A 23788-nucleotide genomic window follows, 5' to 3' on the forward strand; every position below is an offset into this window, starting at 1 on the left:
CACCCGGCAAGGGTACGCGGGGCTAGTGGGCCGCCCGGCGGAAGGTGCGCAGGCTGAGCCAGGCGGTGCCGGTCAGCAGGGCGGCCAGCCAGAGGGCCGCCACCAGGTGGGGGTGCTGGCCGGGGAAGCCGCCGTCCGGGACGTAGGGGTTGCCCCAGAGGCGGCGGCAGGAGTCGGAGACCGCGCTGATCGGGTTCCACTGGACCACCGGGTGCAGCCAGGCCGGCATCGCCTCGGCCGGGAAGACCGCGTTCGACAGGAAGGTGCAGACCACCAGGACCAGCGCGCCGATCGAGTCGATCGACTCGACGTTGCGCACCACCAGGCCGAGGGTGATGCCGACCCAGACCATCGCCAGCACGAACCCGGCTGCCACCGCGAAGCCGGCCAGCACCGACAGCGGGCTGCCGTGGGTGCGCCAGCCGACGGCCAGGCCGGCCGCGCAGACCACGGCCAGCACGGCGAGGCTGACCAGGAAGTCGCCGATCGCGTGCGCCACCAGCACCGAGGCGCGCGCGATCGGCAGCGAGCGGAACCGGTCCATCAGGCCGGCCTTGAGGTCGAGGGCGACGCTGATCGCGGTCGGGCCGATGCTGGCCAGGCCGACCTGCATCGCGATGCCCGCCATCAGGTACTCCTGGTAGCTGCCCCCGGCCGGGGCCTTGATCGCGTTCTTGAACAGGTAGCCGACGGCCAGCAGCATGACCATCGGGTTGAGCACCACGCCGATCAGCCGGCCGGGGGCCCGGCGCAGGTGGCGCAGCCGGCGTCCGGCCAGGGCGAGTGTCTCGACGGCGGAGCCGCCGATCGGGGCCGCGGCGAGCGGTCCTGCGGCGAGAGTGCTCATGAGGTCCTTTCCGAGCGGGGGTTGCGGGCCAGCCGGCGCAGCCGGGCGTCGACGAGGGCGCCGATCTCGGCCTGCGGGGCGGGGTGCATCAGGTACTCGTGGGCGTGGTCGATCCCGTGGACCACCACGCCGCCCGCCACGTGCGGGGCCCAGCGCCGGGCGGCGTCGGCGACCTCGCGGGCGGTGCGGCCGGCCGTCGCCACGAACAGCGTCATCTCGCCGTCGAAGCGGCCCGGGGTGAAGCGTTCGGCGAGTTCCACGTGGTGGCGCATGACCGCGACCAGCCGTTCCACGTCGGCCTCGGTGAGGGTGGCGAACGGTCCGCCGTGCCGGGACAGCACCCGGGCGACGGCGGCCGGGTCGACCGCGTCCGCGGCGGCCGCGGCCTGCTCCTCGCCGAGGTACTCCAGGAAGCTCGTCAGCAGCCCGTCGCGGCCCGGCATCTCGCCGTCGAGCGCGCGGTCGTACGGGAAGGCGTCCAGGTTGGCCAGGTAGGCCACCCGCTCGCCCGCGGCCCGCAGCCGCACCGCCACCTGGTGGGCCAGCAGCCCGCCGAAGGACCAGCCGAGCAGGTGGTAGGGACCGTGCGGCTGGATCGCCCGAATCCGGGCCAGGTACGCGTCGGCCTGCTCCTCGACGCTCGCCGACGGCCCGCCCGCGCCGCTGACCTGCGGCGCCTGCAGGCCGATCACCGGCCGCCGCTCGTCGAGGTACCCGGCCAGGCCCAGGTAGGGCAGGCTGGTGCCGAGCCCGCCGTGCACGCAGAACAGCGGCGGCAGTTCGCCGGTCGGGCGGATCGGCAGCACCGGGCCGAACGGGTCCGGGTCGTCGGCCAGGCCGCTCGCGCGCAGCTGGCCGGCCAGGTGGGCGGCGCCGTTGGGCCGCTCGCCCCGGTGGTCGAGCAGCGCGCCGAGCGCGGCGGGGGTGCGCTGGGTGAAGACCTCCGTCACGGCCAGCCGCAGGCCGCTCTTGGCGGCCCGGGCGACCAGTTGGACGCTGCCGATGCTGTTGCCGCCCAGGGCGAAGAAGTCGTCCTCGGCGCCGACCGACGCGCGGCCGAGCACCTCGGCGAAGGCGGCGGCCAGCGCCCGCTCGGTCGCGGTGGCCGGGGCGCGCCCGGGGCCGGCCGTCCGGTCGGGGGCGGGCAGGGCGTCCCGGTCGAGCTTGCCGTTCACCGTCACGGGCAGTTCCGGCAGCGTGATCAGCACCGGCGGCACCATGTAGTCGGGCAGCCGCCGGGCCAGCCGGCTGCGCACCTCGGCGGGGTCGACCGCCGCCCCCGGGGCGGGCACCAGGTAGCCGGCCAGGGTCTGCAGGCCCGGGTGGTCCTCCCGGGCGACCACCACGGCCTGGTCGATCAGCGGGTGCTCCAGCAGCACGCTCTCGATCTCGCCGGGCTCGATCCGGAAGCCGCGCACCTTGACCTGGTGGTCGGTCCGCCCGAGGTAGTCGACCGTGCCGTCGGGCCGCCAGCGGACCAGGTCCCCGGTGCGGTACATCCGGGCGCCGGGCGGCCCGTACGGGTCGGCGACGAAGCGTTCGGCGCTCAGCGCGGGCCGGTTCAGGTAGCCGCGGGCCAGGCCGGTGCCGCCGAGGTAGAGCTCGCCGGTGACGCCGACCGGCACCGGGGCCAGGGCGGCGTCCAGCACGTACGCGCGGTGGCCGGCCAGCGGGCGGCCGATCGGCGGGCGGCCCGCGGTGACCCGGTCGCTGACCAGGCAGACCGCGGTGGTCTCGGTCGGGCCGTAGATGTCGTGCAGCCGCACCGACGGGCCCCAGCGCTCGACCAGTTCGGCGGTGACCGCCGCGCCGCCGACCGTCATCACCAGGTCCGCCGGGAGTTCGGCGTCGGCGGGGAAGGCGGCCACCACCACCGGCGGCAGCAGGCAGAGGTCGATCCGCTGCCCGGTCATGAAGTCGGCCAGCGGCCGGCCGGCCCGCAGCTCGTCGGGGACCTGCACCAGGGTGGCGCCGGCCAGCAGCGAGCAGCACAGCTCCCAGACCGCCGCGTCGAAGCTGAAGGTGGCGAACTGCAGCACCCGGGTGTCGGGGCCGATCGCGAACCGCCGCCGGTGGTCGGCCGTCAGCTCGGCCACCGTGCGGTGCACGACCAGCACGCCCTTGGGCTGGCCGGTGGAGCCGGAGGTGTAGATCACGTAGGCGGGGTGGTGGTCGCGCAGCGGGCCGCGGCGCTCCCGGTCGGTGAGCGGCGCCGGGGAGCGCCCGGCCACCCGGGCGGCGGTGGCCGGGTCGTCCAGCAGCAGCACGGCGGCGGCGGCCCGGTCGGCGGCCCCGGCGGGCAGCGCGTCGGCGGGCAGCGCGCCGGCGGGCAGCGCGCCGGCGGGCAGCGCGCCGGCGGGCAGCGCGCCGGCAGCGAGCGTCCCGGTCGAGGTGAGCAGCAGCCGGGCGTCCGCGTCGGCGAGCATGTGGGTGATCCGGTCGGCCGGGTAGGCCGGGTCGACCGGCAGGTAGGCGGCGCCGGACTTGAGCACGGCCAGCAGGGCGACCAGCAGCTCCTCGGAGCGGGGCAGCATCAGGGCGACGATCGCCCCGGGGCCGGCGCCCCGGTCGGCGAGTTCGCGGGCCAGCCGGTTGGCCCGGGCGTCCAGTTCCCGGTAGGAGAGGGTGCCGCGGGCGGAGACGAAGGCGGGGTGCTCACCGCGGCGGGCCGCCCAGCCCTCGAACAGCTCGGGCAGGGTGGCGCCGGTCGGCGCGGCCGGGGGGAGGGCCGGGACGGCCCAGTCGTCCAGGATCTGCCGCCGCTCGGCCTCGTCGAGCACCGGCAGGCCGCTCAGCGGCGTCCCGGGCGCGTCGACGGCCGCCGCCAGCAGCCGCAGGAAGCGGGCCGCCGTCCGCTCGGCGGTCGCGCGCCCGTACAGCTCGGTGGCGAACTCCAGCCGGCCGGCCAGTCCCTCGCCGGGGCCCTGCTCGGTGAACTCGAAGACCAGGTCGAACTTGGCCGCGGTGCTGCCGGTCTCCCGGAAGGAGGAGCGCAGGCCGGGCAGGTCGAACCGGGGGGCCTCGGTGTTCTGGAAGGCCAGCATCACCTGGAACAGCGACTGCCGGGCGAGCGAGCGGACCGGGGCGAGCGCGTCCACCAGCCGTTCGAACGGCAGGTCCTGGTGCTGGAAGGCGGCCAGGTCGGTGTCGCGGACCCGGTGCAGCAGCTGCTGGAAGGTGGGGTCGCCGCCGAGGTCGGTGCGCAGCACCAGGGTGTTGACGAAGAAGCCGACCATCGGGTGCAGCGCCTCGTCGGCGCGGCCCGCGACCGGCACGCCGATCGGGATGTCGGCGCCCGCGCCGAGCCGGCCCAGCGTGGCGGCCAGCGCGGCCTGGACCACCATGAACGGGCTCACCCCGGACGAGCGGGCCAGCCGCACCAGCCGCCCGTGCAGGTCGGCGGGGACGGCGAAGCGCACCACGTCGCCCCGGTAGCCGGCGATCGGCGGGCGCGGGTGGTCCAGCGGCAGGCCGAGTTCCTCCGGGATGCCGCGCAACGCCTCGGTCCAGTAGGCCAGTTGGGTGTTCTGCAGGCTGTCGGGGTCGTCCTCGGCGCCCAGCATCCGGCGCTGCCAGAGCGCGAAGTCGGCGTACTGGAGCGGCAGCGGCTCCCAGTCGGGGAGGGTGCCGGCGGTGCGGGCCCGGTAGGCGAGGGCGAGGTCCGCGGCGAGCACCGGGGTCGACCAGCCGTCGAAGGCGATGTGGTGGACGACCAGCAGCAGCACGTGCTCCTGCGGGCCGAGCGCGAACAGCCGCACCCGCAGCGGCAGGTCGCGGGCCAGGTCGAAGGTCCGGTCGGCCTCCTCGGTCAGCCGCCGCTCCAGGTCGGCGCCGGCCACCGGCTCCGGCTCGGGCGCGGGGCGGGCCTGCTCGGCGGCGAGCACCACCTGGCCCGGCTCGTCCCCGAGGTCGGGGAAGACGGTGCGCAGGATCTCGTGCCGGTCGGTCAGGTCGCCCAGGGCGGCGCGCAGCGCGACGAGGTCCAGGGCGCCGTCCAGGTGGACGGCCAGCGGGACGTGGTAGCCGCCGGCCTCCGGGTCGAGCCGGTTGACGAACCAGAGCCGGCGCTGGGTGTGCGACAGCGGCAGGAAGTCCGGCCGGTCGGCGGCCCGCAGCGGCGGGCGCGGGGCCGCCGGGGCGGTGTCCAGCCGGGCCGCCAGCGCGGCGGGCGTGGGGTGCTCGAACAGGGTGCGCACCGACACCTCGGCGCCGAGCGCGCCGCGCACCCGGCCGGCCAGCCGGGTGGCCAGCAGGGAGTGGCCGCCGAGTTCGAAGAAGTCGTCCTCGGCGCCCACTGCGGCCAGGCCCAGGACGTCGGCGAACAGCCCGCAGAGGATCTCCTCGACCGGGTCGGCGGCCTCCCGGCCGGGGGCCGCCGCCGGGTCGGGGGCGGGTAGCCGGGCGCGGTCCACCTTGCCGCTCGGGTTGAGCGGGAAGGCGTCCAGCCAGACGAACGCGGAGGGGACCATGTACCCGGGCAGCGTGCCGCGGACGCCCTCGCGCACCGCCGCGGTGTCCGGTGCGGCGCCGGGCGCGGCCACCAGGTGGGCGACCAGCCGGGTGTCGCCGGGGGCGAACTCGCGGGCCGTCACGACGGCCCGTTCGACCTCGGGCCGGGAGGCCAGCGCGCTCTCGATCTCGCCGAGTTCGATCCGGTAGCCGCGCACCTTGACCTGGTGGTCGGTCCGGCCGAGGTAGTCCAGCGCGCCGTCGGGGCGCCAGCGGACCAGGTCGCCGGTGCGGTACATCCGGGTGCCGGGCGGCCCGTACGGGTCGGCGACGAAGCGTTCGGCGCTCAGCGCGGGCCGGTTCAGGTAGCCGTGGGCCAGGCCGGCGCCGGCGATGTGGAGTTCGCCGACCGCGCCGACCGGCACCGGGCGCAGCGCGCGGTCGAGCACGTACACCCGGGTGTTGGCGATCGGGCGGCCGATCGGCGGGGCGCCGGCCGGGGTGTCGTCCAGCCGCTCGGCGGTCGACCAGATGCAGGTCTCGGTGGGCCCGTAGACGTTGAACACGGTGCCGGCGCGGCGGCGCAGTTCGGCCGCCAGGGGTTCGGGCAGCGCCTCGCCGCCGACCAGCACCCGCAGCCCGGCCAGGCTCTCGGGGGCGGTGGCGACCAGCGCCTGCCAGTGGCTCGGGGTGGCCTGCATCAGGGTGGCCCGGCCGGTGGTGACGGCCGCCGCCAGCGCGGCCGGGTCGACCGCGGTGGCCCGGTCGGCCAGCAGCAGCCGGGCGCCGGCCAGTTGCGGGACGAACAGCTCCAGCATCGCGATGTCGAAGCCGAAGGTGGTCACCGCGAGGAAGCGGTCGTCCTCGGTGACCTGGAGCCGGCGGCACATGTCGTCGACCAGGTTGGCGAACGCGCCGTGCGGGACGACGACGCCCTTGGGCCGGCCGGTGGAGCCGGAGGTGTAGATGACGTAGGCGGGCAGCGCGGCGCTGAGCGCGGCGCCCCGTTCGGCGTCGGTGAGTTCGCCGTCGGGGAGCAGGGCGCGCTCGGCCTCGGCCACCGGGTCGTCCAGCAGCAGCGCGGTGCCCGTCCAGCCCAGTCCGGCGAGGGCGGGCGCGGTGCTCAGCAGGACGGCGGGGGCGGCGTCGGCGAGCATGTGGGCGATCCGGTCGGCCGGGTGCTCGGGGTCGACGGCGAGGTAGGCGGCGCCGGTCTTGAGCACCGCGAGGGCGGCCACCACCAGGTCGGCGGAGCGCGCCAGGGCCAGTCCGACCACGCTGCCGACCCGGGTGCCGCGGTCGATCAGCTGGCGGGCCAGCCGGTTGGCCCGGGCGTGCAGTTCGCCGGCGGTCAGTTGTTCGTCGCCGCACTGCACCGCGACGGCGTCGGGCCGGGCGGCGGCCCGGTCGGCGAGCAGCCGGGGCAGCAGCGCGGCGGGCGCGGGCGCCTCGGTGCGGTTGCGGGCGTGCAGCAGCTCGTCGCGTTCGGCGGGCTCCAGCAGGTCCAGCCGGGCGAGCGGGAGGTCGGCCGCCGCGGCGATCCGTCCGAGCAGGGCGGCCAGCCGGTGGGCGAGCCGGTCGGCCTCGGCGTCCGCGAACAGGTCCGGGCGGTACTGGACCCGCAGTTCCAGTTCCCGGCCGGGCAGGGCGACCAGGCTCAGCGGGAACTCGGTGGCGTTGCGGATCTCGGAGCCGTGCAGGGTCAGGCCGGTCAGCTCGGCGAAGGCCGTCGCCGCGGGCATCGGGTAGTTCTGGAACATCACCGCGGTGTCGAACAGGCCGCCGAGGCCGGTGAGTTCCTGGATCTCGGCGAGGCCCAGGTGGCGGTGCGGGAGCAGCTCGGCCTGCTGCTCCTGGAAGTCGGCGAGCAGCTGCGCCACCGTCCGGGCCGGGTCCAGCCGCAGCCGGGTGGGCAGCGTGTTGGCGAACATGCCGACCATCGACTCGACGCCGGGCAGGTCGGCGGGGCGGCCGGAGTCGACCACGCCGAAGAGCACGTCGGAGCGGCCGGTCAGCTGGCCGACCAGCAGGCCCCAGCAGCCCTGCACCACGGTCCCGAGGGTGAGTTGGCGGGTACGGGCCCACTCGACCAGCCGGGCGGTGTCCCGCGGTGCCAGCGCGGCGACCGCCGTCCGGGGCAGCAGCGCGGCCCGGGCGGCGTCCGGCAGGACGGTGTGGGTGGGCTCCTCGACGCCGGCCAGCGCCGCGCGCCAGGCCGCCCGGGCCGCCGCACGGTCCTGCCGGTCCAGCCAGGCCAGGTGCTCCCGGGGGTGCGGGACGGGCGCGGTCGGCGCCGGGCCGCCCGCGTACCGGGTGAAGAGCTCCTCCAGCAGGATCGGCATCGACCAGCCGTCCAGCACGATGTGGTGGACGGTCAGCAGCAGGCGCAGCCGGCCGCCGCCGAGCCGCACCAGGGTGGCGCGCAGCAGCGGGGGGCGGGTCAGGTCGAACGGCTCGACCCGGTCGGCCTCGGTCAGCCGCTCCAGCGCGGCGGCCCGCTCGTCCCCGGCCGTCCCGGACAGGTCGTGCTCCCGCCAGGGCGGTTCGACGGCGGCGGGCACCACCTGCACCGGCTCGCCGGAGCGGCGGGCGCGGAAGCAGGCCCGCAGCCCGGCGTGCCGCTCCAGCAGGCCGGACAGCGCCGCCCGCAGCCGCCCGGCGTCCAGGTCCCCGGCGAGGTCGGCGACCAGTTGCAGCACGTGGACGTCGACGCCCTGCTCCACGAAGTCGGCGTGGAACACGAAGCCCTGCTGCAGCGGTGAGAGCGGCAGGAACTCGCTCGTGCGCCCACGTCCCACGGTGCGTCCCATCATGACTCCAGCTCGATGTCGAGTTCGTCCATCTCGTCCTCGCTCAGCTCCAGCAGCGGGGACGGCGCGGCGGCGCGGGCCGCTTCGGCCGGCGCGGCGGCGGCCACCGCCGCGAGGGCGGCGGGGGTGCGGTGCCCGAAGACGTCCCGGGGGGTGATCCCGAGGCCGCGGGCCCTGGCCTGGGCGGCCACCCGGATCGAGCTGATCGAGTCGCCGCCCAGGGTGAAGAAGTTGTCGTCGACGCCGACCTCGGCCAGGCCGAGCACCTCGGCGAACACCTCGCACAGCACCCGCTGCGCCTCGGTGCCCGGCCGCCGGCCGGCGGTCGGCGCGGCCCGGTCGGGCGCGGGCAGCGCCTTGCGGTCGACCTTGCCGTGCGCGGTCAGCGGCAGGGCGGGCAGCGGCACCCAGGCGGTGGGCACCAGGTGGTCGGGCAGCACCCGGGCCAGCTCCTCCCGCACCTCGGCCGGGTCGCCGCCGCCCACCACGTACCCGACCAGCCGGGTGGCCCCCGACCGGTCCCCGACCGCGGTGACCGCGGTGACCGCGGCGTCGGTGACCCCGGGCAGGGCGCGCAGCGCGGCCTCGACCTCGCCGAGCTCGATCCGGTGGCCGCGCACCTTGACCTGGTGGTCGCGCCGCTCGACGAACTCCAACTGCCCGTCGGGGCGCCACCGGACGTGGTCGCCGGTGCGGTACATCCGGGCGCCTGGCTCGTCCGGGTCGGCGACGAACGAGGCGGCGGTCCTGACCGGGTCGTGCAGGTAGCCGCGCCCGACGCCCGCGCCGCCCACGTACAGCTCGCCGACCGTGCCCAGCGGCACCGGCCGCAGGTCGTCGCCGAGCACGTACAGGCGGGTGTTGCGCACCGGCGCGCCGATCGGCACCCGGACGTCCACGCCGTCGCCCGGCCGCAGCACGGCGTGCGTGACGTCGTCCGAGCACTCGGTCGGTCCGTACGCGTTGACCAGCGGAATCTCCGGGTAACGCGCCCACCAGCGGTGGCAGAGGTCCGGCGGCATGGCCTCGCCGGTCACCACCAGCCGCCGCAGCCGGCCGGCGGCGGGGGCCGTACCGGCCGCGTCCCAGGCGTCCAGGGCGGCCCGCAGCAGCGAGGGCACCACCTCCAGCACCGCCGCCCGGTCGGCCTCGGCCACCGCGAACAGCGCGTCCGGGTCGGCGGCCGTCGCCCGGTCGACCACCCGGACGGTGCCGCCGACCAGCAGCGGGGCGAGCATCTGCCAGACCGACACGTCGAAGGTGACCGGCGCGTTCTGCACCACGGTGTCGCCTGCGGCCAGGTCCAGGTCCTCGACCTTGGCGAGCAGGTGGTTGGCCATTCCGGCGCGGTGCACCATCGCGCCCTTGGGCTTGCCGGTGGAGCCGGAGGTGAAGATCACGTAGGCGAGGTCGTCCGGTCCGCCCAGCGGCTCGGCGGGCCGGTCGAGCGGGACGGCGCCGGTGCTGAACTCCCCGTCCAGCGAACGGATGTGTGGCGCGGGGTCGTCAGCCGAGGCGGTCAGCTCGGCGGCCAGGTCCTGCTGTCCGGGGCCGACCAGCAGGTGCTCGACGCCCGCGTCGGCGAGCAGCCCGGCGGTCCGGGCCGGCGGCGCGTGCACGTCCAGCGGCACGTAGGCGGCGCCGGCGGTGAGCACCGCCAGCACCGCGCCGACGAAGGCGGTCCCGGGCTCGGCCAGGACGCCGACCAGGGTGTCCGGGCCGACCCCGTCGGCCGCCAGCGCGGCGGCCAGCTCGTCGGCCCAGCCGACCAGCGAGGAGTAGGAGGCGGCCGTGCGCCCGTCGCTCACCGCGAGCGCCGCCGGGGTGCGCAGCGCGAACTCCCGCACCTGCTCGACCACTCCGGCGCGGATCGCCCCGGTGGCCGGGCGGGCGGTGTCGTTCCACTTGCGCAGCAGGCCGGCCTCGTCCTCGGTCAGGACATCCAGCTGCCCCAGCCGTGCGGCGGTTCCGGCCGCCAGGTCGAGCAGCAGCCGGCGGAACCGGTCGGCGATCACCGCGACCTGGTCCTCGGTCAGCAGGTCGGGGGCGTAGTCGAAGCGCACCTCCAGCCGCCGGCCCGGCAGGACCACCAGGCTGAGCGGGTAGTGCCGGGCGTCGCGGGCGGAGACCTCCTCGATCCGCAGGCCGGTGCCGGCCGCGGCGTCGGCGGCCCCGTCCATCGGGAAGTTCTCGAACACCATAGCGGTGTCGAAGGGTTCGCCGAGGCCGGCCAGCGCGGGGTTGCCGTCGAGCATCTCGGCGAGCCCCAGGTGGTCGTGGTCGCGCAGCGCGGCCTGCGCGTCCTGGATGCGCCGGAGGTGGGCCTCGACCGGGTCGGCGGGGTCGAGCACGGCCCGGACCGGCAGGGTGTTCAGGAACGGGCCGACGATCTCCTCCACCCCGGGCAGCGCGGCCGGGCGGGTGGAGACGACGGAGCCGAACAGCACGTCCGAGCGGCCGGTCAGCCGGCCCAGCAGGATCGCCCAGCCGCCCTGGAAGACGGTGTTGACGGTCAGGCCGCGGCGGGCGGCGAAGCCGGTGACCGCGGCGGTCTCCTCCTCGCTCAGCAGCAGCGGCAGGCGGGCGGGCGGGGCCGGGCGCCGGTCGGGGGCGGCGGGGCGGAGCAGGGTGGGCTCGGCCAGTCCGGCCAGCGCGGCGCGCCAGGCGGCGCGGGCCCGCCCGCGGTCCTGGCCGGCCAGGTGCGCCAGGTAGCCGCGGAACGGGACGGCGGGGGGCAGCGCGTCGGCCGCGCCGCCGTGCCGGTAGCAGGTGAGCAGGTCGCGGACGAGCAGCGGCATCGACCAGCCGTCCACCAGGATGTGGTGGAGGGTCCAGATCAGCCGGTGCCGGTCCTCGCCCAGGCGCACCAGCGTCCAGCGCATCAGCGGCGGGCGGGACAGGTCGAAGCCGCGGTCGCGCTCCCGGTCGGCCAGTCGGTCCAGCGCGGCCGCCCGCTCGGCCGGGTCGAGCGCGGAGAGGTCGTCGGCGGCCAGCGGCACCCGGACGCCCGCGCGCAGCACCGCCACCGGGTCGCCGGCGGGCCGGTGGTGGAAGGCCGCGCCCAGGTGGGGGTGGCGTTCCAGCAGGGCGGCCAGCGAGTCCTCCAGCGCCGTCCGGTCCACCGCGCCGACCAGGTCGGCGGTGACCTGGAGGGTGTACGGGTCGGTGCCGTCCGGGTCGAACTCGGCCTGGAAGAGCAGGCCCCGCTGGAGCGCCGTCAGCGGCAGCACGTCGGTGACCGGGCCGCCCGCGCCCCGTTCGATCTGCTCGATCTCGGGCTGGCCGAGCGCCACCAGCGGCAGGTCGGAGGGGGTGCGGCCGCCCGCGCCGGGCGTCGCGGCGTGGTCGGTCAGGGCGCGCAGCACGGCGAACCAGGTCTCGGCGAGGTCCCGGACCTCGGCCTCGGTCAGCACGCCGTCCGCCCAGAGCCAGTCGGCCACCAGGTGCGGGCCGTCGGCGCGGTCCTCGGTGACGGGGGTCACCGCGAGGGGGTGGCGCAGCGGCATGTCGGGGTGCACGCCGGTGCCGACCACCGCGCTGCCGCCGTCCAGCGTCCACGGGCCGGTGCCGCCGTCGACCCGGAACCGGCCCAGGTAGTTGAAGCCGAGCGCGGGCGCGGGGGCGGCCGCCAGCAGGCGGGCGGTCTGCGGGTTGAGGTGGCGCAGCAGCCCGAAGCCGATGCCGCGGTCCGGGACGGCGCGCAGCTGCTCCTTGACCCGCTTGACCGCGGCGCCGAGCGCCGGGCCGCCGGCCAGGACCTCGGCGCGGTCGTGGCGGCCGGGGTCCAGCCGGACCGGGAAGACGGTGGTGAACCAGCCGACCGTGCGGGCCAGGTCCGCCTCCTCGGCGATCTGCTCGCGGCCGTGGCCCTCCAGCTCGATCAGCACCGGCGCGCCGCCGTCGGCCCCGTGCCGGGCGCGCCAGTCGGTGACGGCCAGGGCGAGCGCGCCGAGCAGCACGTCGTTGATCTCGCCGTGGAAGGCGGCGGGCACCGCGGTGAGCAGCGCCGCCGTCCGGTCGGCGGGCAGTTCCAGGCGCAGCCGGCCGGCCGTGCCGTAGGTGTCCCGGGCCGGGTCGGGGGCGCGCCGCCCGACGGTCGGCTGGTCGTCAGTCAACTGCTCGCGCCAGTACGGGAGTTCGGCGATCCGGGCGCTGCTGCGGGCCTGTTCGCCCAGGAGCGCGGCCCAGCGCCGGTAGGAGGTCGGGACGGGCTCCAGGACGGGCGGGCGGCCGGCGGCGAGGGCGGTCCAGGCCCGTTCCAGGTCCGCGACCAGGATGCGCCAGGAGACCCCGTCGACCACGGTGTGGTGGGCGAGCAGCAGCAGCCGGCCGTCCCTCGCGGGGCCGCCGTCCAGCAGCACCGCCCGCAGCGTCCCGGCCTCGGCCGGGGCGAGCCGGGCGCGGGCGGACCGGACCTGCTCGGCGACCAGCGCGTCGAGCGCGGCCGGGTCGCCGAGCGCCCCGCCGGCGTCGACCGCGTCGACCAGCCGGGCGGCGTCGACGGCGCCGGCCGGCCGGGTGCGCAGCGTCCAGACGCCGGGCGCGGTCGCGGTGACGGCCATCCGGAGCGCGTCGTGGCGGGCGAGCAGCGCCGCCAGCAGCTCGGTGAGCCGTTCGACGGTCAGCCCGGGCGGTGTCCTGACCACCACGTACTGGCTGAACTCGCTCGCCGGGCCCGCGAGTTCGCCGAGGTCCTCGGTGAGCTGGGCGATGATCGGGGTCGGCTCGACCTCGCCGACGCCGTCCTCGGCGTCGGGGCGGACGGCCCGCCCGGCGGTGGGGCCGGCGGCGGTCGCGGCCAGCGCGGCGGGGGTCTTGAGGGCGAAGACGTCCCGCGGCAGGAGCACGACGCCCCGGGTCCGGGCCCGGCTGACCACCTGGATGGAGCTGATCGAGTCGCCGCCCAGGGTGAAGAAGTTGTCGTCGGCGCCGACCTCGGCCAGGCCGAGCACCTCGGCGAACACCTCGCACAGCACCCGCTGCGCCTCGGTGCCCGGTCGGCGGCCGGCGGTGGGCGCGGCGGCGGCGCCCCGGCCGGGGTCGGCGGCGGGGGCGGGGGTGCCGGGGGCGGTCAGCGCCTTGCGGTCGACCTTGCCGTGCGCGGTCAGCGGCAGCGCGGGCAGCGGCACCCAGGCGGTGGGCACCAGGTGGTCGGGCAGCACCCGGGCCAGCTCCTCCCGCACGGCGGCCGGGTCGGCGCCCGGCGCGACCAGGTGGGCGACCAGCCGGGCCCGGCCCGCGGCGTCCTTCGGCGCGGTGACCGCGGCGTCGGTGACCCCGGGCAGGGCGCGCAGCGCGGCCTCGACCTCGCCCAGCTCGATCCGGTGGCCGCGCACCTTGACCTGGTGGTCGCGCCGCTCCAGGAACTCCAACTGCCCGTCCGGGCGCCAGCCGACGCGGTCGCCGGTGCGGTACATCCGGGCGCCGGGCGGCCCGTACGGGTCGGCGAGGAAGGCGCCGGCGGTCTTGACCGGGTCGTGCAGGTAGCCGCGCCCGACGCCCGCGCCGCCCACGTACAGCTCGCCCGCGCCGCCCGGCGGCACCGGCCGCAGGTCGTCGCCGAGCACGTACAGGCGGGTGTTGCGCACCGGCGCGCCGATCGGCACCCGCGGGCCCACCTCGTCGCCGGCGCACAGCAGCGCGTGGGTGACGTCGTCCGAGCACTCGGTGGGTCCGTACGCGTTGACCAGCGGGATCGCCGGGTAGCGCTGCCACCAGCGGTGGCACAGGTCAGGCGGCATGGCCTCGCCGGTCACCATCAGCCGCCGCAGCCGGCCGGTGGCGGGGGTGGCGTCGAGCGCGTCCCAGGCGTCCAGGGCGGCCCGCAGCAGCGAGGGGACCACCTCCAGGACGGTGATCTGCTCGGTGGCGGTGACGGCGAACAGGGCGTCCGGGTCGGCGGCCGTCGCCCGGTCGACCACCCGGACGGTGCCGCCGACCAGCAGCGGCGCGAGCATCTGCCAGACCGACACGTCGAAGGTGACCGGCGCGTTCTGCACCACCCGGTCGCCCGCGGCCAGGCCGAGGTCGTCGATCTTGGCGTCGAGGTGGTTGCGCAGGCCGTCGCGGTGCACCATCGCGCCCTTGGGCCTACCGGTGGAGCCGGAGGTGAAGATCACGTAGGCGAGGTCCTGGCCGGCGGCCCGCGGCGGCAGCGGGTCGAAGAGCGGGACGGGGTGCGCGGTGAGCCCGGGCGGCAGCGGGTGGAGCCGCGTCCCGGCCGGGGTGGTGGGCTCGGCGGTCAGCTCGGCGGCCAGGTCCTGCTGCCCGGGGCCGACCAGCAGGTGCTCGACGCCCGCGTCGGCGAGCAGCCCGGCGGTCCGGGCCGGCGGCGCGTGCACGTCCAGCGGCACGTAGGCGGCGCCGGCGGTGAGCACCGCCAGTACCGCGCCGACGAAGGCGGTCCCGGGCTCGGCCAGGACGCCGACCAGGGTGTCCGGGCCGACCCCGTCGGCCGCCAGCGCGGCGGCCAGCTCGTCGGCCCAGCCGACCAGCGAGGAGTAGGAGGCGGCCGTGCGCCCGTCGCTCACCGCGAGCGCCGCCGGGGTGCGCAGCGCGAACTCCCGCACCCGTTGCGGCACCGAGCCGCCCGGTGCGCCGGCCGGTCCGGTGCCGGCCCGCGCCAGGCGGGCGCGTTCGGCGTCGGTGGTCAGGTCCAGGCGGCCCAGCGGGGTGTCCGGGTCGGCGTCGGCCAGGCGGCGCAGGAAGGCGCCGAAGCGGTGCAGGTGGTCGGTGACCTCCTGGGCGCCGTAGAGCGCGGGGTTGCCGTTGAGGTGCAGTTCGACGCCGTCGTCGGGGCCGTCCAGGACGGTGATCATCAGGTCGTCGACGATCCCGGTGGAGAGGTTGTTCAGCCGGGCCTCGCACGGGCCGAGCCGGAACTGCGGGGTCTGCGGGAGCACGTTGACGAACGGGCCGAACGGCCGCCGGTCGTCGGCCCGCAGGCCGATCGCGCGGCGGATGCGGTCGGCCGGGTAGCGCTGGTGGCGCAGCGAGCGGGCCAGCGTCCGGGAGGTGTCGCGGAGCAGTCCGCCCACCGTGGTGGCGGGGCCGACCCGGGCCGGCAGCGGCAGGTAGTTGGCCACCATGCCGGGCACCGAGCGGGCGGTGGCGGTCAGCCGGGCGGTCATCGGCAGGGTGAGCAGCACGTCCGCCAGGCCGGCGGCCTTGCCGGTGTACGCGGCGGCGGCGGCGATCGCGAAGGTCGGCCAGGTCACCTCGGCGGCGCGGGCCGCCGCGCGCAGCGCCCGGGCGGTGGGCGCGTCGAGCGCGAGGCTGCCGCGCAGGAACGCGGTGCCGGGCACCGGTGCGCCCGCGGCCAGGCTGGTGGGCCCGGCCGGGCCGCTCAGGTGGCCCTCCCAGAACGCGCGGTCGCGCTCCACCGCGGCCGACCCCAGGTAGTCGGCCTCCTCGCGCAGCAGCAGTTCCAGTCCGGGCAGCGCGCCGTCCGCGACCGGCTCCCCCGCGGCCGACGCCCCGTAGACCTCGCTGAGCCTGCGGTAGACCGCGAGGCGGCTGTAGCCGTCGGAGAGCAGGTGGTGCATGGCCAGGTAGAGCAGGGAGCGGTCGGCGGCCACCCGGAACAGGACGGCCCGGAACAGCAGGCCGCCGAGCAGGTCGAAGGGCCGGTGCAGGTCCTCGTCCATCAGCCGCAGCGCCTCGCCCACCGGGTCCTGGTGGCCCGTCAGGTCGACGGTGCGCAGCGGGAGTCCGTCCAGCGGTTCGATCCGCTGGACCGGCAGGCCGTCCGCCTCGGAGAACCTCGCCCGGGTGCACTCGGCCTCGTCCGTCACCCGGGTGAGGGCTCCGACGAGCAGCCGGTCGTCCAGCGGGCCCCTGATGTCCAGGTAGTCCGCCATGGTGTAGGCGAGGCGTCCGCTGGCGAGCTGCTCGTCGAACCAGATGCCGGTCTGGGCGCCGGTCAGCGGGAGGGTCGAACGGGTGGGCGAGGTCATGACGTCTCCATCGGGGTACTGCGGGCTGGTGAGGACGGTCCGGACCGGGTGTCAGCGGGCCTCGGCCCGGAGCGTGTCCTGGAGCACGTCGGGGCCGTACAGGTCCGTCACCCACGTGTCCTGGTAGACGGTGTCCAGGTAGCGGTCGCCCAGGTCGGGGGCGATGGCGACGGCCGACTCGCCGCCGTCCAGCGGGTGTTCGGCCAGGAAGGCGACCGCCCCGCTCACCACCGTCCCGGTCGACCCGCCGAACAGGAAGCCGTGGCGGGCCAGCCGGCGGCAGGCCCGGATGGTGTCGGGCTCCGCCACCATCACCACGTCGTCCACCACGGACTCGTCGAGCAGCGCCGGGCGCACGCCGGTGCCGAGGCCCGGGATGTGCCGCGGCTCGGGCGGGCCGCCGAAGGTGACCGAGCCGACCGCGTCGACCGCCACGATCCGCACCGACGGCTTCTGTTCGCGCAGGTAGCGGGCGCAGCCCATCAGCGTGCCGGTGGTGCCCGCGCCGACGAACAGCACCCCGAGGTCGGGGAAGGCCTTGAGGATCTCCGGGCCGGTCAGCCGGTAGTGCGCCTGCCAGTTGTTCGGGTTGGCGTACTGGTTGAGCCAGAGGAAGCCCTCGTTGTCCGCGCAGAGCCGGCGCACGTGCCGGATGCGCGCCCCCAGCAGCCCGTCGACCCGGTCCGGCTTGGTGATGACGTGCACCTCGCTGCCGAACACCTCCATCAACTGGCGGGCGCCGAGGGTGCAGCGGGAGTCGGTGACGCAGATGAACCGGTAGCCGCGGCTGGCGGCGACCAGGCTCAGCGCCACGCCCAGGTTCCCCGAGGAGCTCTCCACCAGGGTCGACCCGGGCCGCAGCCGGCCCGACCGCTCGGCGGCGCTCACCATCGCGTGCGCGGCCTTGAGTTTGATGGAACCGGCGAAATTGAAGCCCTCGCACTTGAGCATCAGGCGTTGTCCGACGACCGTTTCGAGATTGACGAAAACGTCCTCGGCATTGAATTCGTACGGAGCGGAGATGACTTGAATGGGACACCGTCCACGTCGATATCGCCGGCGGGATGATTTTCGGGCCGGCTCGGTTACAGCGGTGGATGCCTTCGTCGGTCACGCGTCGTGGAATCCCTTGCAGCGCCTGACCTCACGATCATTTCAAACGGCGCTGACAGGCAGTTGACCAGGCGCTGACCGATTGCGGCTTGCTTGCTTGGCCATGGGGGCATTGCTAGCTTGTGGCCGGAGAGTTTCCGGCCCGGCGGCCGGGACTGACGGGGAGACACGGGGGACCGATCATGCGCCTGGTACTCGCGGAAGACCAGTTCCTGCTCCGTGAGGGCCTGTCCCGGCTGCTCGAACTGAACGGTTTCGACATCGTCGCCGCGGTCGGGTCGGGGCCGGAGCTGACCAGGGCGCTGGCCGAGCACGAGCCCGACGTCGCGCTGGTCGACATCCGGATGCCGCCCACCCACACCGACGAGGGGCTGCGCGCCGTCCTGGAGGGCCGCCGACTGCGGCCCGGACAGCCTTCGTTGCTCCTCTCCCAGTACGTCGACCAGCTCTACGCGCAGGAGTTGCTGGCCGACGGCGACGGCGGGGTCGGCTACCTGCTCAAGGACCGGGTCTTCAACAGCGACCAGTTCATCTCGGCCCTGCACCAGGTCGCCGCGGGCGGCACCGTGATGGACCCGAACGTCGTCTCCAGGATGCTCAGCCACAGCTCGCAGGACCAGCAGATCGCCCGGCTCACCGAGCGCGAGCGCGAGGTGCTCGGCTACATGGCCGAGGGCCGGTCCAACGCCGCCATCGCCGCGGCCCTGGTGATCACCGAGAAGGCCGTCGCCAAGCACATCAACAGCCTGCTCGCCAAGCTCGACCTGCCGCCGTCCAGGGACGACAACCGGCGGGTGATGGCCGTGCTCGCCTACCTCAACCGGGTCTGACCGGGCGGGGTGCGCGCCGCCGCCCGCGGGGCCGGCTCACCCGTCCACCCGGCCCGACAGCAGGCCCTGGAACAGGTTCAGGTGCTGGATGTTGCGGGTGCCCTCCATGAACTCCACCCCGCGCGCGTCGCGCACCAGCTTGTCCAGCAGCGGGTGGGTGGCCCGGGCGGCGGGCGCCAGCAGCTCGCCGGCCTCCAGCGTCACCTCCTCGGCCAGCCGGCAGGCCCGGGCCTTCGCCGCCGAGGCGAGGTACCCGTCGCCGGTGGCGTCCACGGCGGCCGCGGCCCGGTGGACGAGGGCCCGGGTGGCCCCGATCCGCCGGCCGATCCGCTCGATCCGCTCCCGGGCGGCGCCCCGGGCCGCGGCCCGGTGCTCCAGCAGCAGGTCGTGCGCCGCGCCGGCGACGCCCAGCGCGAGGGCCGCCACCGAGGGCCGCAGCCGGTTGAACACCTGGACGGAGGCCCAGATCCCGCGCCGGGTCGGCGACAGGTGCCGGCCCAGCACCCGCTCCGGGTCGACCCGCACCCGGTCCAGCGTGACGGCGCAGATCCGGGCGCCGCGGACGCCGAGCGAGTCGAGCGGTTCGGCCCGGTAGCCCGGGTCGCCGGTGTCCACCAGGACCGCCGTGACGCCGAGCGGTCCCGGCCGGGTGCGGGCGAAGACCGCGGCGACCTGGGCCCGCGAGGCGTTGCCCACGTACCGCTTGGCGCCGGTCAGTTCGAGCGCGCCGTCCCCGGCCGGGCGCAGCGCGGTGTCCAGGGCCGAGGCGTCGGAGCCCCGGTCGGGTTCGGTCAGGGCGAAGCAGGTCCAGGTGGGCTCCGCGAGCACCCGCCCGTAGAACCACTCCCGCTGGGCCCGGTCGCCGAGCTGTTCGACCAGGACGCCGGACATCGAGGGGCCGGGCGCGGCCAGCGTCATGCCGATGTCGCCGCGGGCCAGTTCCTCCAGCACGACCGCGCGTTCCAGCGCGGTGGTGCCCTCGAACCGGTGCGGTCCGATCCGCAGCGGCGGCCGGCCGAACTCGGCGGGGACGCCGAAGGTGCTCATGAAGCGGACGCCGGGCAGGTCGAGGTGGTCCGCGATCCGGTCGGGGTCGCGGTCCAGGTCGAGCGCGGCCGCCGCGAACCCGGCGCCCCACTCGCGGGCCAGGCCGCGCAGCGCGACCAGGCGGCCGTCCGGCGCGGTCACCGGTCCTCCTCCGCGGGCAGGTGGACGTCGGCCAGCAGCTCCGAGACGTGCGCGGTGGCGCCGGGCCCGTCGGCCAGGTAGCCGTGCGCGCCCAGCAGCCGCAGCAGGGCCCGGCCGGTGTCGGTGAGCTGGCGGTGCAGGTCCCGCAGCGCGGGGCCGGTCAGGTCCGGCGGCGCGGTGGCGTCCAGCAGCGCGGCGAGCTCCAGCTGGTGCCCGAGCGCCTCGGCCAGCTGGCCCTTGACCAGCTGCTGCATCAGGACGGTGCTCCCGCCGCTGGCCCGTCCGGCCAGGTGCGCCAGGCAGGCGTCGCGCAGGCCCTGGACCAGGCCGAGCCGCAGCCGCAGCAGCGCCGTCCGGTCGACGGCCGCCGCCCCGGCGCGGGCCGCCCGCGGGTCGTGGACCAGCACGACCGCGCCGCCGGGCAGCGGGTAGCGGCGCACCGGGTCCGGGCCGGCGTCCGGCTCGGGCAGCAGCGTGTGGCCGGTCGGCCCGAACGGCGGGGTGCCGCCGTGCGCCTCCAGCAGCAGGCGCAGCGCGGGGAGCAGCCCCTCGGTCCGCGCGACCCGCTGGAGCTCGGTGGCCGGTACGGGGGCGTGCGCCGCCGGGGCGTGCGCCGTGGCGGTCACGGGGCCGGAGCGGGGTCGACGCGGCACACCGACAGGTCGCCCAGAGCGGGGTCGTACTCGGCCAGCAGGACGGGCGCCCCGGTGGGCAGTTCCTCGGCGAGCAGGCTCAGCGGGGCGGTGCACGGGTAGCCGGCCGGCGCCCGCCGGGCGACGGGCCGGCCGGGGTCGCTTTCGGGGCCCGCGTCGAGGCCGGGTCCGGCCAGCAGCGCCGCGGTGCCCCGCGGGTCCAGTTCGGCGGCCAGCTCGCGCAGCGCCCGGCCGGCCTGCCGCGGGTCCAGTCCGCCGGCCTGGCGCACCTGGTAGCCGTCCGGTCGACCGGCGTCGACGGCCTCCAGGACCAGGGCGGCCGCGCTGTCGCCGGCCAGGTGCAGCGGTCCGTCGGCCGGGAGCCGGTAGGGCAGCAGCGTCTGGTCGAAGGCCAGCACCAGGGCCCGCCGGAAGCCGTGCCGGTGGGCGTAGCTCTGGGCCAGTGCGAGGGCGCTGAACGGCGCGGAGCGGCCCTGGTCGGTGACCGCGAGCAGCAGCGGGCGGCCGGGGAGCCGTTCGGCGAGGGTGGGCGCGGTCAGGGTGGTGGGCAGCAGGTCCGGGGTGGCGTAGGCCAGGACCATCAGGTCGGTCGCGGGCTGGGGGCCGAGCCGGTCGAGCAGGTCGGCGCCCATGTCCTGGAACCGGTTGCCGGTGGCGCCTTCGAGCACCGCCCGGTCCAGGGCGAGGCCGGCGTGGCCGGTCTGGTCGAGGAGGTACTTCCGGTCGACGGGGCTGTCGAGCCGGGCGGTGCCGGTCGGGAAGAACCGGTGCGCCGCCGCGGTCACCGCGAGGCCCGGGTGCCGGGCCGGGCCGCGCGCGGCGGCACCGGCCCGCTCCGGTGCTGAGACGGACATCCTCAGGCGTCCAGCTCGGCGGTGATGAAGTCGGCCAGCGACCGGACGGTGGCGAAGTGGCTCATCTCCAGCTCGTCGGTGTCGAACTCGCCGTCCAGCAGCTCCTCCAGGCGCAGCAGCAGGTCGAGCACGCCGGTGGAGTCCAGGCCCAGGGTGTCGAAGAGCTTGGTGTCGGGTGCCAGGTCGCCCAGGTCGCGCTGGAGCACGGCGCCGAGCGCCTCGGTGATGGCGGCGACCACTCTGGTGCGGTCGGTGGTCTCGATGGTGTCGGTCATGTGGATCGCGCCCTTTCGTGGCGTGGTGGCGTGGTGGCGTCGCGGTGGAGCGTCGTCGCGGTGCGGTGGCGTCGCGGTGGAGCGTCGTCCCGGTGCGGTGCCGGGCGGTCAGTCCTGCTCGACCAGGCGCTGCTTGCGCAGCAGGTCCTCGGCGCTGTCGGCCTCGCGGACCAGGTGGGCCCGGCCGTCCTGGACGAGCACCTCGGCGGGGTGGCCGTGGCTGAGGAAGAGCACCGGCGAGGCGCTGGGCCCGTAGGCCCCGGAGCGCTCCACCCCGAGCAGGTCGCCGGCCCGCAGGTGCGGCAGGCGGACCTTCTTGCCCAGGGTGTCGTTGGGGGTGCAGAGCGGGCCGGTGACGTTCCAGACCTCGTCGGCCGGCTCGTCGTAGCGGTTGAGCAGCCGGATCGGGAAGTTGCGCTTGACGAAGGAGCCGATGCCGACGGCCGCCATGTGGTGGTTGGTGCCGCCGTCCGCGACCGCGAAGTTCTCGCCCATCGAGGTCTTCGTGTAGCGGACCCGGACCACGTACGTGCCGCTCTCCGCGGTCAGGTAGCGCCCGAGCTCCATGATCATCCGGGTCCGGGGGTGCGCCTCGGCGAACTCCGCCAGCACCGGGTTGACCTCGCGGGCCAGCAGGGCCAGGTCCAGGTCCCGCTCGCCCTCGAAGTAGGAGACGCCGAGGCCGCCGCCGATGTCGACCATGTCGAGTGCGAACTCGTGGTGCGCGGCGATCCGCCGGGCCAGGTCCAGGATGCGGACGGTGTTCTGCACCACCGCGTCCTCGTTCAGGATCCGGGTGCCCATGTAGACCTGGACGCCCATCAGCCGCACGTGCTCGTACTGCTTGCCGAACGGGGCGCCCTCCAGCAGCCGGGCCTCGTCGATGCCGAACTGGCGCGGCTTGCCGCCCATGGTCAGGCCGGAGCCCTTGACAGCGAAGCTCGGGTTGACCCGCAGGGCCACCGGGGCGACCAGGCCGAGCCCGGCGGCCAGTTCCTCGATCAGCTCCAGTTCGGGCAGCGACTCGCAGATGACCGCGTAGACGCCCTGGGTCAGGCACTCGGTCAGCTCGGCGCGGCTCTTGCCGGGCCCGAGGAAGACGATGTCCTGCGGCGCGACGCCGGCCCGGCGGGCGGTCAGCAGTTCGGCGAGCGAGGAGACCTCGGCCCGGGCGCCGTGGCGGTGCAGCAGCGCGCAGACCGCGATGTTGGGGTTGGACTTCATCGAGAAGAACACCTCCAACCGCGGGTGCAGCAGCGTGCGCAGGTCGGTGATCCGGCGGCGCAGCGCCTCGCCGTCGTACACGTACAGCGGGGTGCCGAACTCCTCGGCGAGGGCGGTGGCGTCCAGGCCCTGGACCTGGAATTCAGCGCTCATGCTGGTCCCTTTCGACTGCGGCCGGGGGCGGGCCCTGGGGCCGGGCGGGGGTGGGGGCGGCGGCCGCGGCGCGGCCGAGCCGCTCGGTGACGGCGGCGTCCAGCGCGGCGAGCTCCTGCGCGGAGCCGCCCATCAGGAGGCCGTAGAGCCGGCCGTTGAAGGGCGTGCCCGCGGCGGCGCCGGCGTTGACGGTGGCGAAGTTGTTGACCACCAGGCCGGTCCCGCCGGGTTCCCGGAGCAGCAGCCCGTCCAGCAGGTCGCGGACCGCGCCGAACGGCAGCGGCTCGGTGAGCGTCAGCGGGTAGTGCCGGGCCAGCGCGGTGCGGCCCGGGCCGAGCAGCTGCTCCTGGAGCCGGACCTGGTAGGTGGACATGTTGTTGCGCGCGTTGATCTCGATGACCGGGTAGAGGCCGCCGTCCGGGTCGGTCATCGCGTCCACGCCGACCACGCCGTGGAAGCCGTCGGCGGCGAGCCGGGAGCCGAGCAGTTCGGCGGCGCGGCCGAGTTCGGCGAGCTGTTCGGGGCTGAGGTCCGGCGGGAAGCGGTGGCCGAGGTGGACGCCGTTGGCGGTGATGGCCTCCTTGACGAAGTCCAGGTGGACCGAGCCGTCGCGGCCGATGGTGAACTGGTAGTTGAGGTCGGCGGCCTTGGCCACCCGCTCCTCGATCACGAAGGCGATCCGGTCGGTGCCGGCGGCCTTCGCGGCGTCGGCCACCATCCGCCGGGTGCGCTCCAGCCGCCGGGCGCTCTCGATCACCGCGATGCCCTTGCCGGAGACCCCGAGCGCCTCCTTGAACAGCAGCACGGCGCCCTCGTCCAGCAGGGCCGCGGCGGCGGCGGCCGCCTCGTCCAGCTCGGCCGTCGTCGCGCAGGCCCAGCCGCGCGGCTGGCGCAGGCCCAGCTCGTCGGCGATCCGCCGGCTGTGGACCTTGCTGTTGACGGCCTTGCACAGGGCGGCGGGCGGCCCGGCGATCCCGATGCCCGCCTTGGCGGCCAGGTCCTCCTCCAGTTCGGAGACCCCGTGCGGGAGCAGCAGCGCGCCCTGTTCGCCGAGCCGGGCCAGCACGGCGAGCAGCCCGGGGTCGGCCAGCGCGTCCCGGGTGACGGTGTTGCCCGGCAGCTGGTCGGCCACCACGTGGACGGTGGGCAGGCGCAGGCCCAGTTCGCGCAGGTAGTGGAGGTACTCCCGGTCGGGGGCGGTCTTCAGCACCACGTGGTCGTCGGCGCCGCCGAGCAGCAGCGCGAACTCGTCCATCCGGTTGACCACCGCGGTGTTGCCGGCCGAGGTGAGCCGGGGCAGTCCGATCTCGCCGCGCGCCCACTGCTCCTCGACCTCGAAGTTGCCCAGGAACACCAGGGCGGCGCGGTCGTCCTCGGCCACCGCGGCCTTCAGCCGCTGGTTGAATCCCGGTTCGGTCATGCCCTGTTCTCCCGTCG

General features: G+C 76.2%; 11 protein-coding genes. 1 reads left to right on the plus strand and 10 read right to left on the minus strand.

The annotated features are described in order from the left end of the window. Positions 1 to 22: 22 nt before the first annotated feature. Genes QMQ26_RS13295 through sbnA form a run of 4 tightly spaced genes read right to left on the minus strand, consistent with a single transcriptional unit; the run spans position 23 to position 17093 of the window. On the minus strand, positions 23 to 847 hold the full coding sequence (locus QMQ26_RS13295) for an ABC transporter permease (RefSeq protein WP_100838052.1): 825 nt from the start codon (positions 845 to 847) through the stop codon (positions 23 to 25). Then, entirely contained in the window at positions 844 to 8094 is a 7251-nt protein-coding gene (locus QMQ26_RS13300) for a non-ribosomal peptide synthetase (RefSeq protein ID WP_282205831.1), read from the minus strand. The genes QMQ26_RS13295 and QMQ26_RS13300 overlap by 4 nt, the downstream gene beginning before the upstream one ends. Before the next feature lie 11 nt (positions 8095 to 8105). After that, complete coding sequence (locus tag QMQ26_RS13305; protein WP_282205832.1) at positions 8106 to 16061, minus strand: non-ribosomal peptide synthetase; 7956 nt, start codon at positions 16059 to 16061, stop codon at positions 8106 to 8108. A gap of 51 nt (positions 16062 to 16112) precedes the next feature. After that, the gene (gene sbnA, locus QMQ26_RS13310; protein WP_100838049.1) at positions 16113 to 17093 is read right to left on the minus strand and encodes a 2,3-diaminopropionate biosynthesis protein SbnA; all 981 of its coding nucleotides are present in this window, start codon (positions 17091 to 17093) and stop codon (positions 16113 to 16115) included. A gap of 263 nt (positions 17094 to 17356) precedes the next feature. Between sbnA and QMQ26_RS13315 the strand changes: the two genes are divergently transcribed. Continuing rightward, entirely contained in the window at positions 17357 to 18004 is a 648-nt protein-coding gene (locus QMQ26_RS13315) for a response regulator transcription factor (protein WP_100838048.1), read from the plus strand. 36 nt (positions 18005 to 18040) lie between these two features. Here the strand turns inward: QMQ26_RS13315 and QMQ26_RS13320 are convergent, their stop codons facing one another. From QMQ26_RS13320 to QMQ26_RS13345, 6 genes are all read right to left on the minus strand, one after another. Beyond that, on the minus strand, positions 18041 to 19192 hold the full coding sequence (locus QMQ26_RS13320; protein ID WP_282205833.1) for an acyl-CoA dehydrogenase family protein: 1152 nt from the start codon (positions 19190 to 19192) through the stop codon (positions 18041 to 18043). Continuing rightward, a complete protein-coding gene (locus tag QMQ26_RS13325) occupies positions 19189 to 19818 on the minus strand; it encodes a hypothetical protein (RefSeq protein ID WP_282205834.1) in 630 nt (209 codons plus the stop codon). The genes QMQ26_RS13320 and QMQ26_RS13325 overlap by 4 nt, the downstream gene beginning before the upstream one ends. Further along, positions 19815 to 20699 carry a hypothetical protein gene (locus tag QMQ26_RS13330; protein WP_282205835.1) on the minus strand — a complete coding sequence of 295 codons (885 nt, stop codon included), beginning with the start codon at positions 20697 to 20699 and terminating at the stop codon, positions 19815 to 19817. Before QMQ26_RS13330 ends, QMQ26_RS13325 begins: the two co-directional genes overlap by 4 nt. A gap of 2 nt (positions 20700 to 20701) precedes the next feature. Then, positions 20702 to 20974 (minus strand): phosphopantetheine-binding protein, encoded by a 273-nt coding sequence (locus QMQ26_RS13335; RefSeq protein WP_100838045.1) that lies wholly within the window; start codon positions 20972 to 20974, stop codon positions 20702 to 20704. Positions 20975 to 21082: 108 nt separating this feature from the next. Continuing rightward, positions 21083 to 22351: a diaminopimelate decarboxylase gene (gene lysA, locus QMQ26_RS13340; RefSeq protein ID WP_282205836.1), complete on the minus strand. Its 1269-nt coding sequence runs from the start codon at positions 22349 to 22351 to the stop codon at positions 21083 to 21085. Next, complete coding sequence (locus tag QMQ26_RS13345; protein WP_199847031.1) at positions 22341 to 23771, minus strand: preATP grasp domain-containing protein; 1431 nt, start codon at positions 23769 to 23771, stop codon at positions 22341 to 22343. The genes lysA and QMQ26_RS13345 overlap by 11 nt, the downstream gene beginning before the upstream one ends. Positions 23772 to 23788 lie beyond the last annotated feature (17 nt).

Source organism: Kitasatospora fiedleri (assembly GCF_948472415.1).
GTDB classification, from domain to species: domain Bacteria; phylum Actinomycetota; class Actinomycetes; order Streptomycetales; family Streptomycetaceae; genus Kitasatospora; species Kitasatospora fiedleri.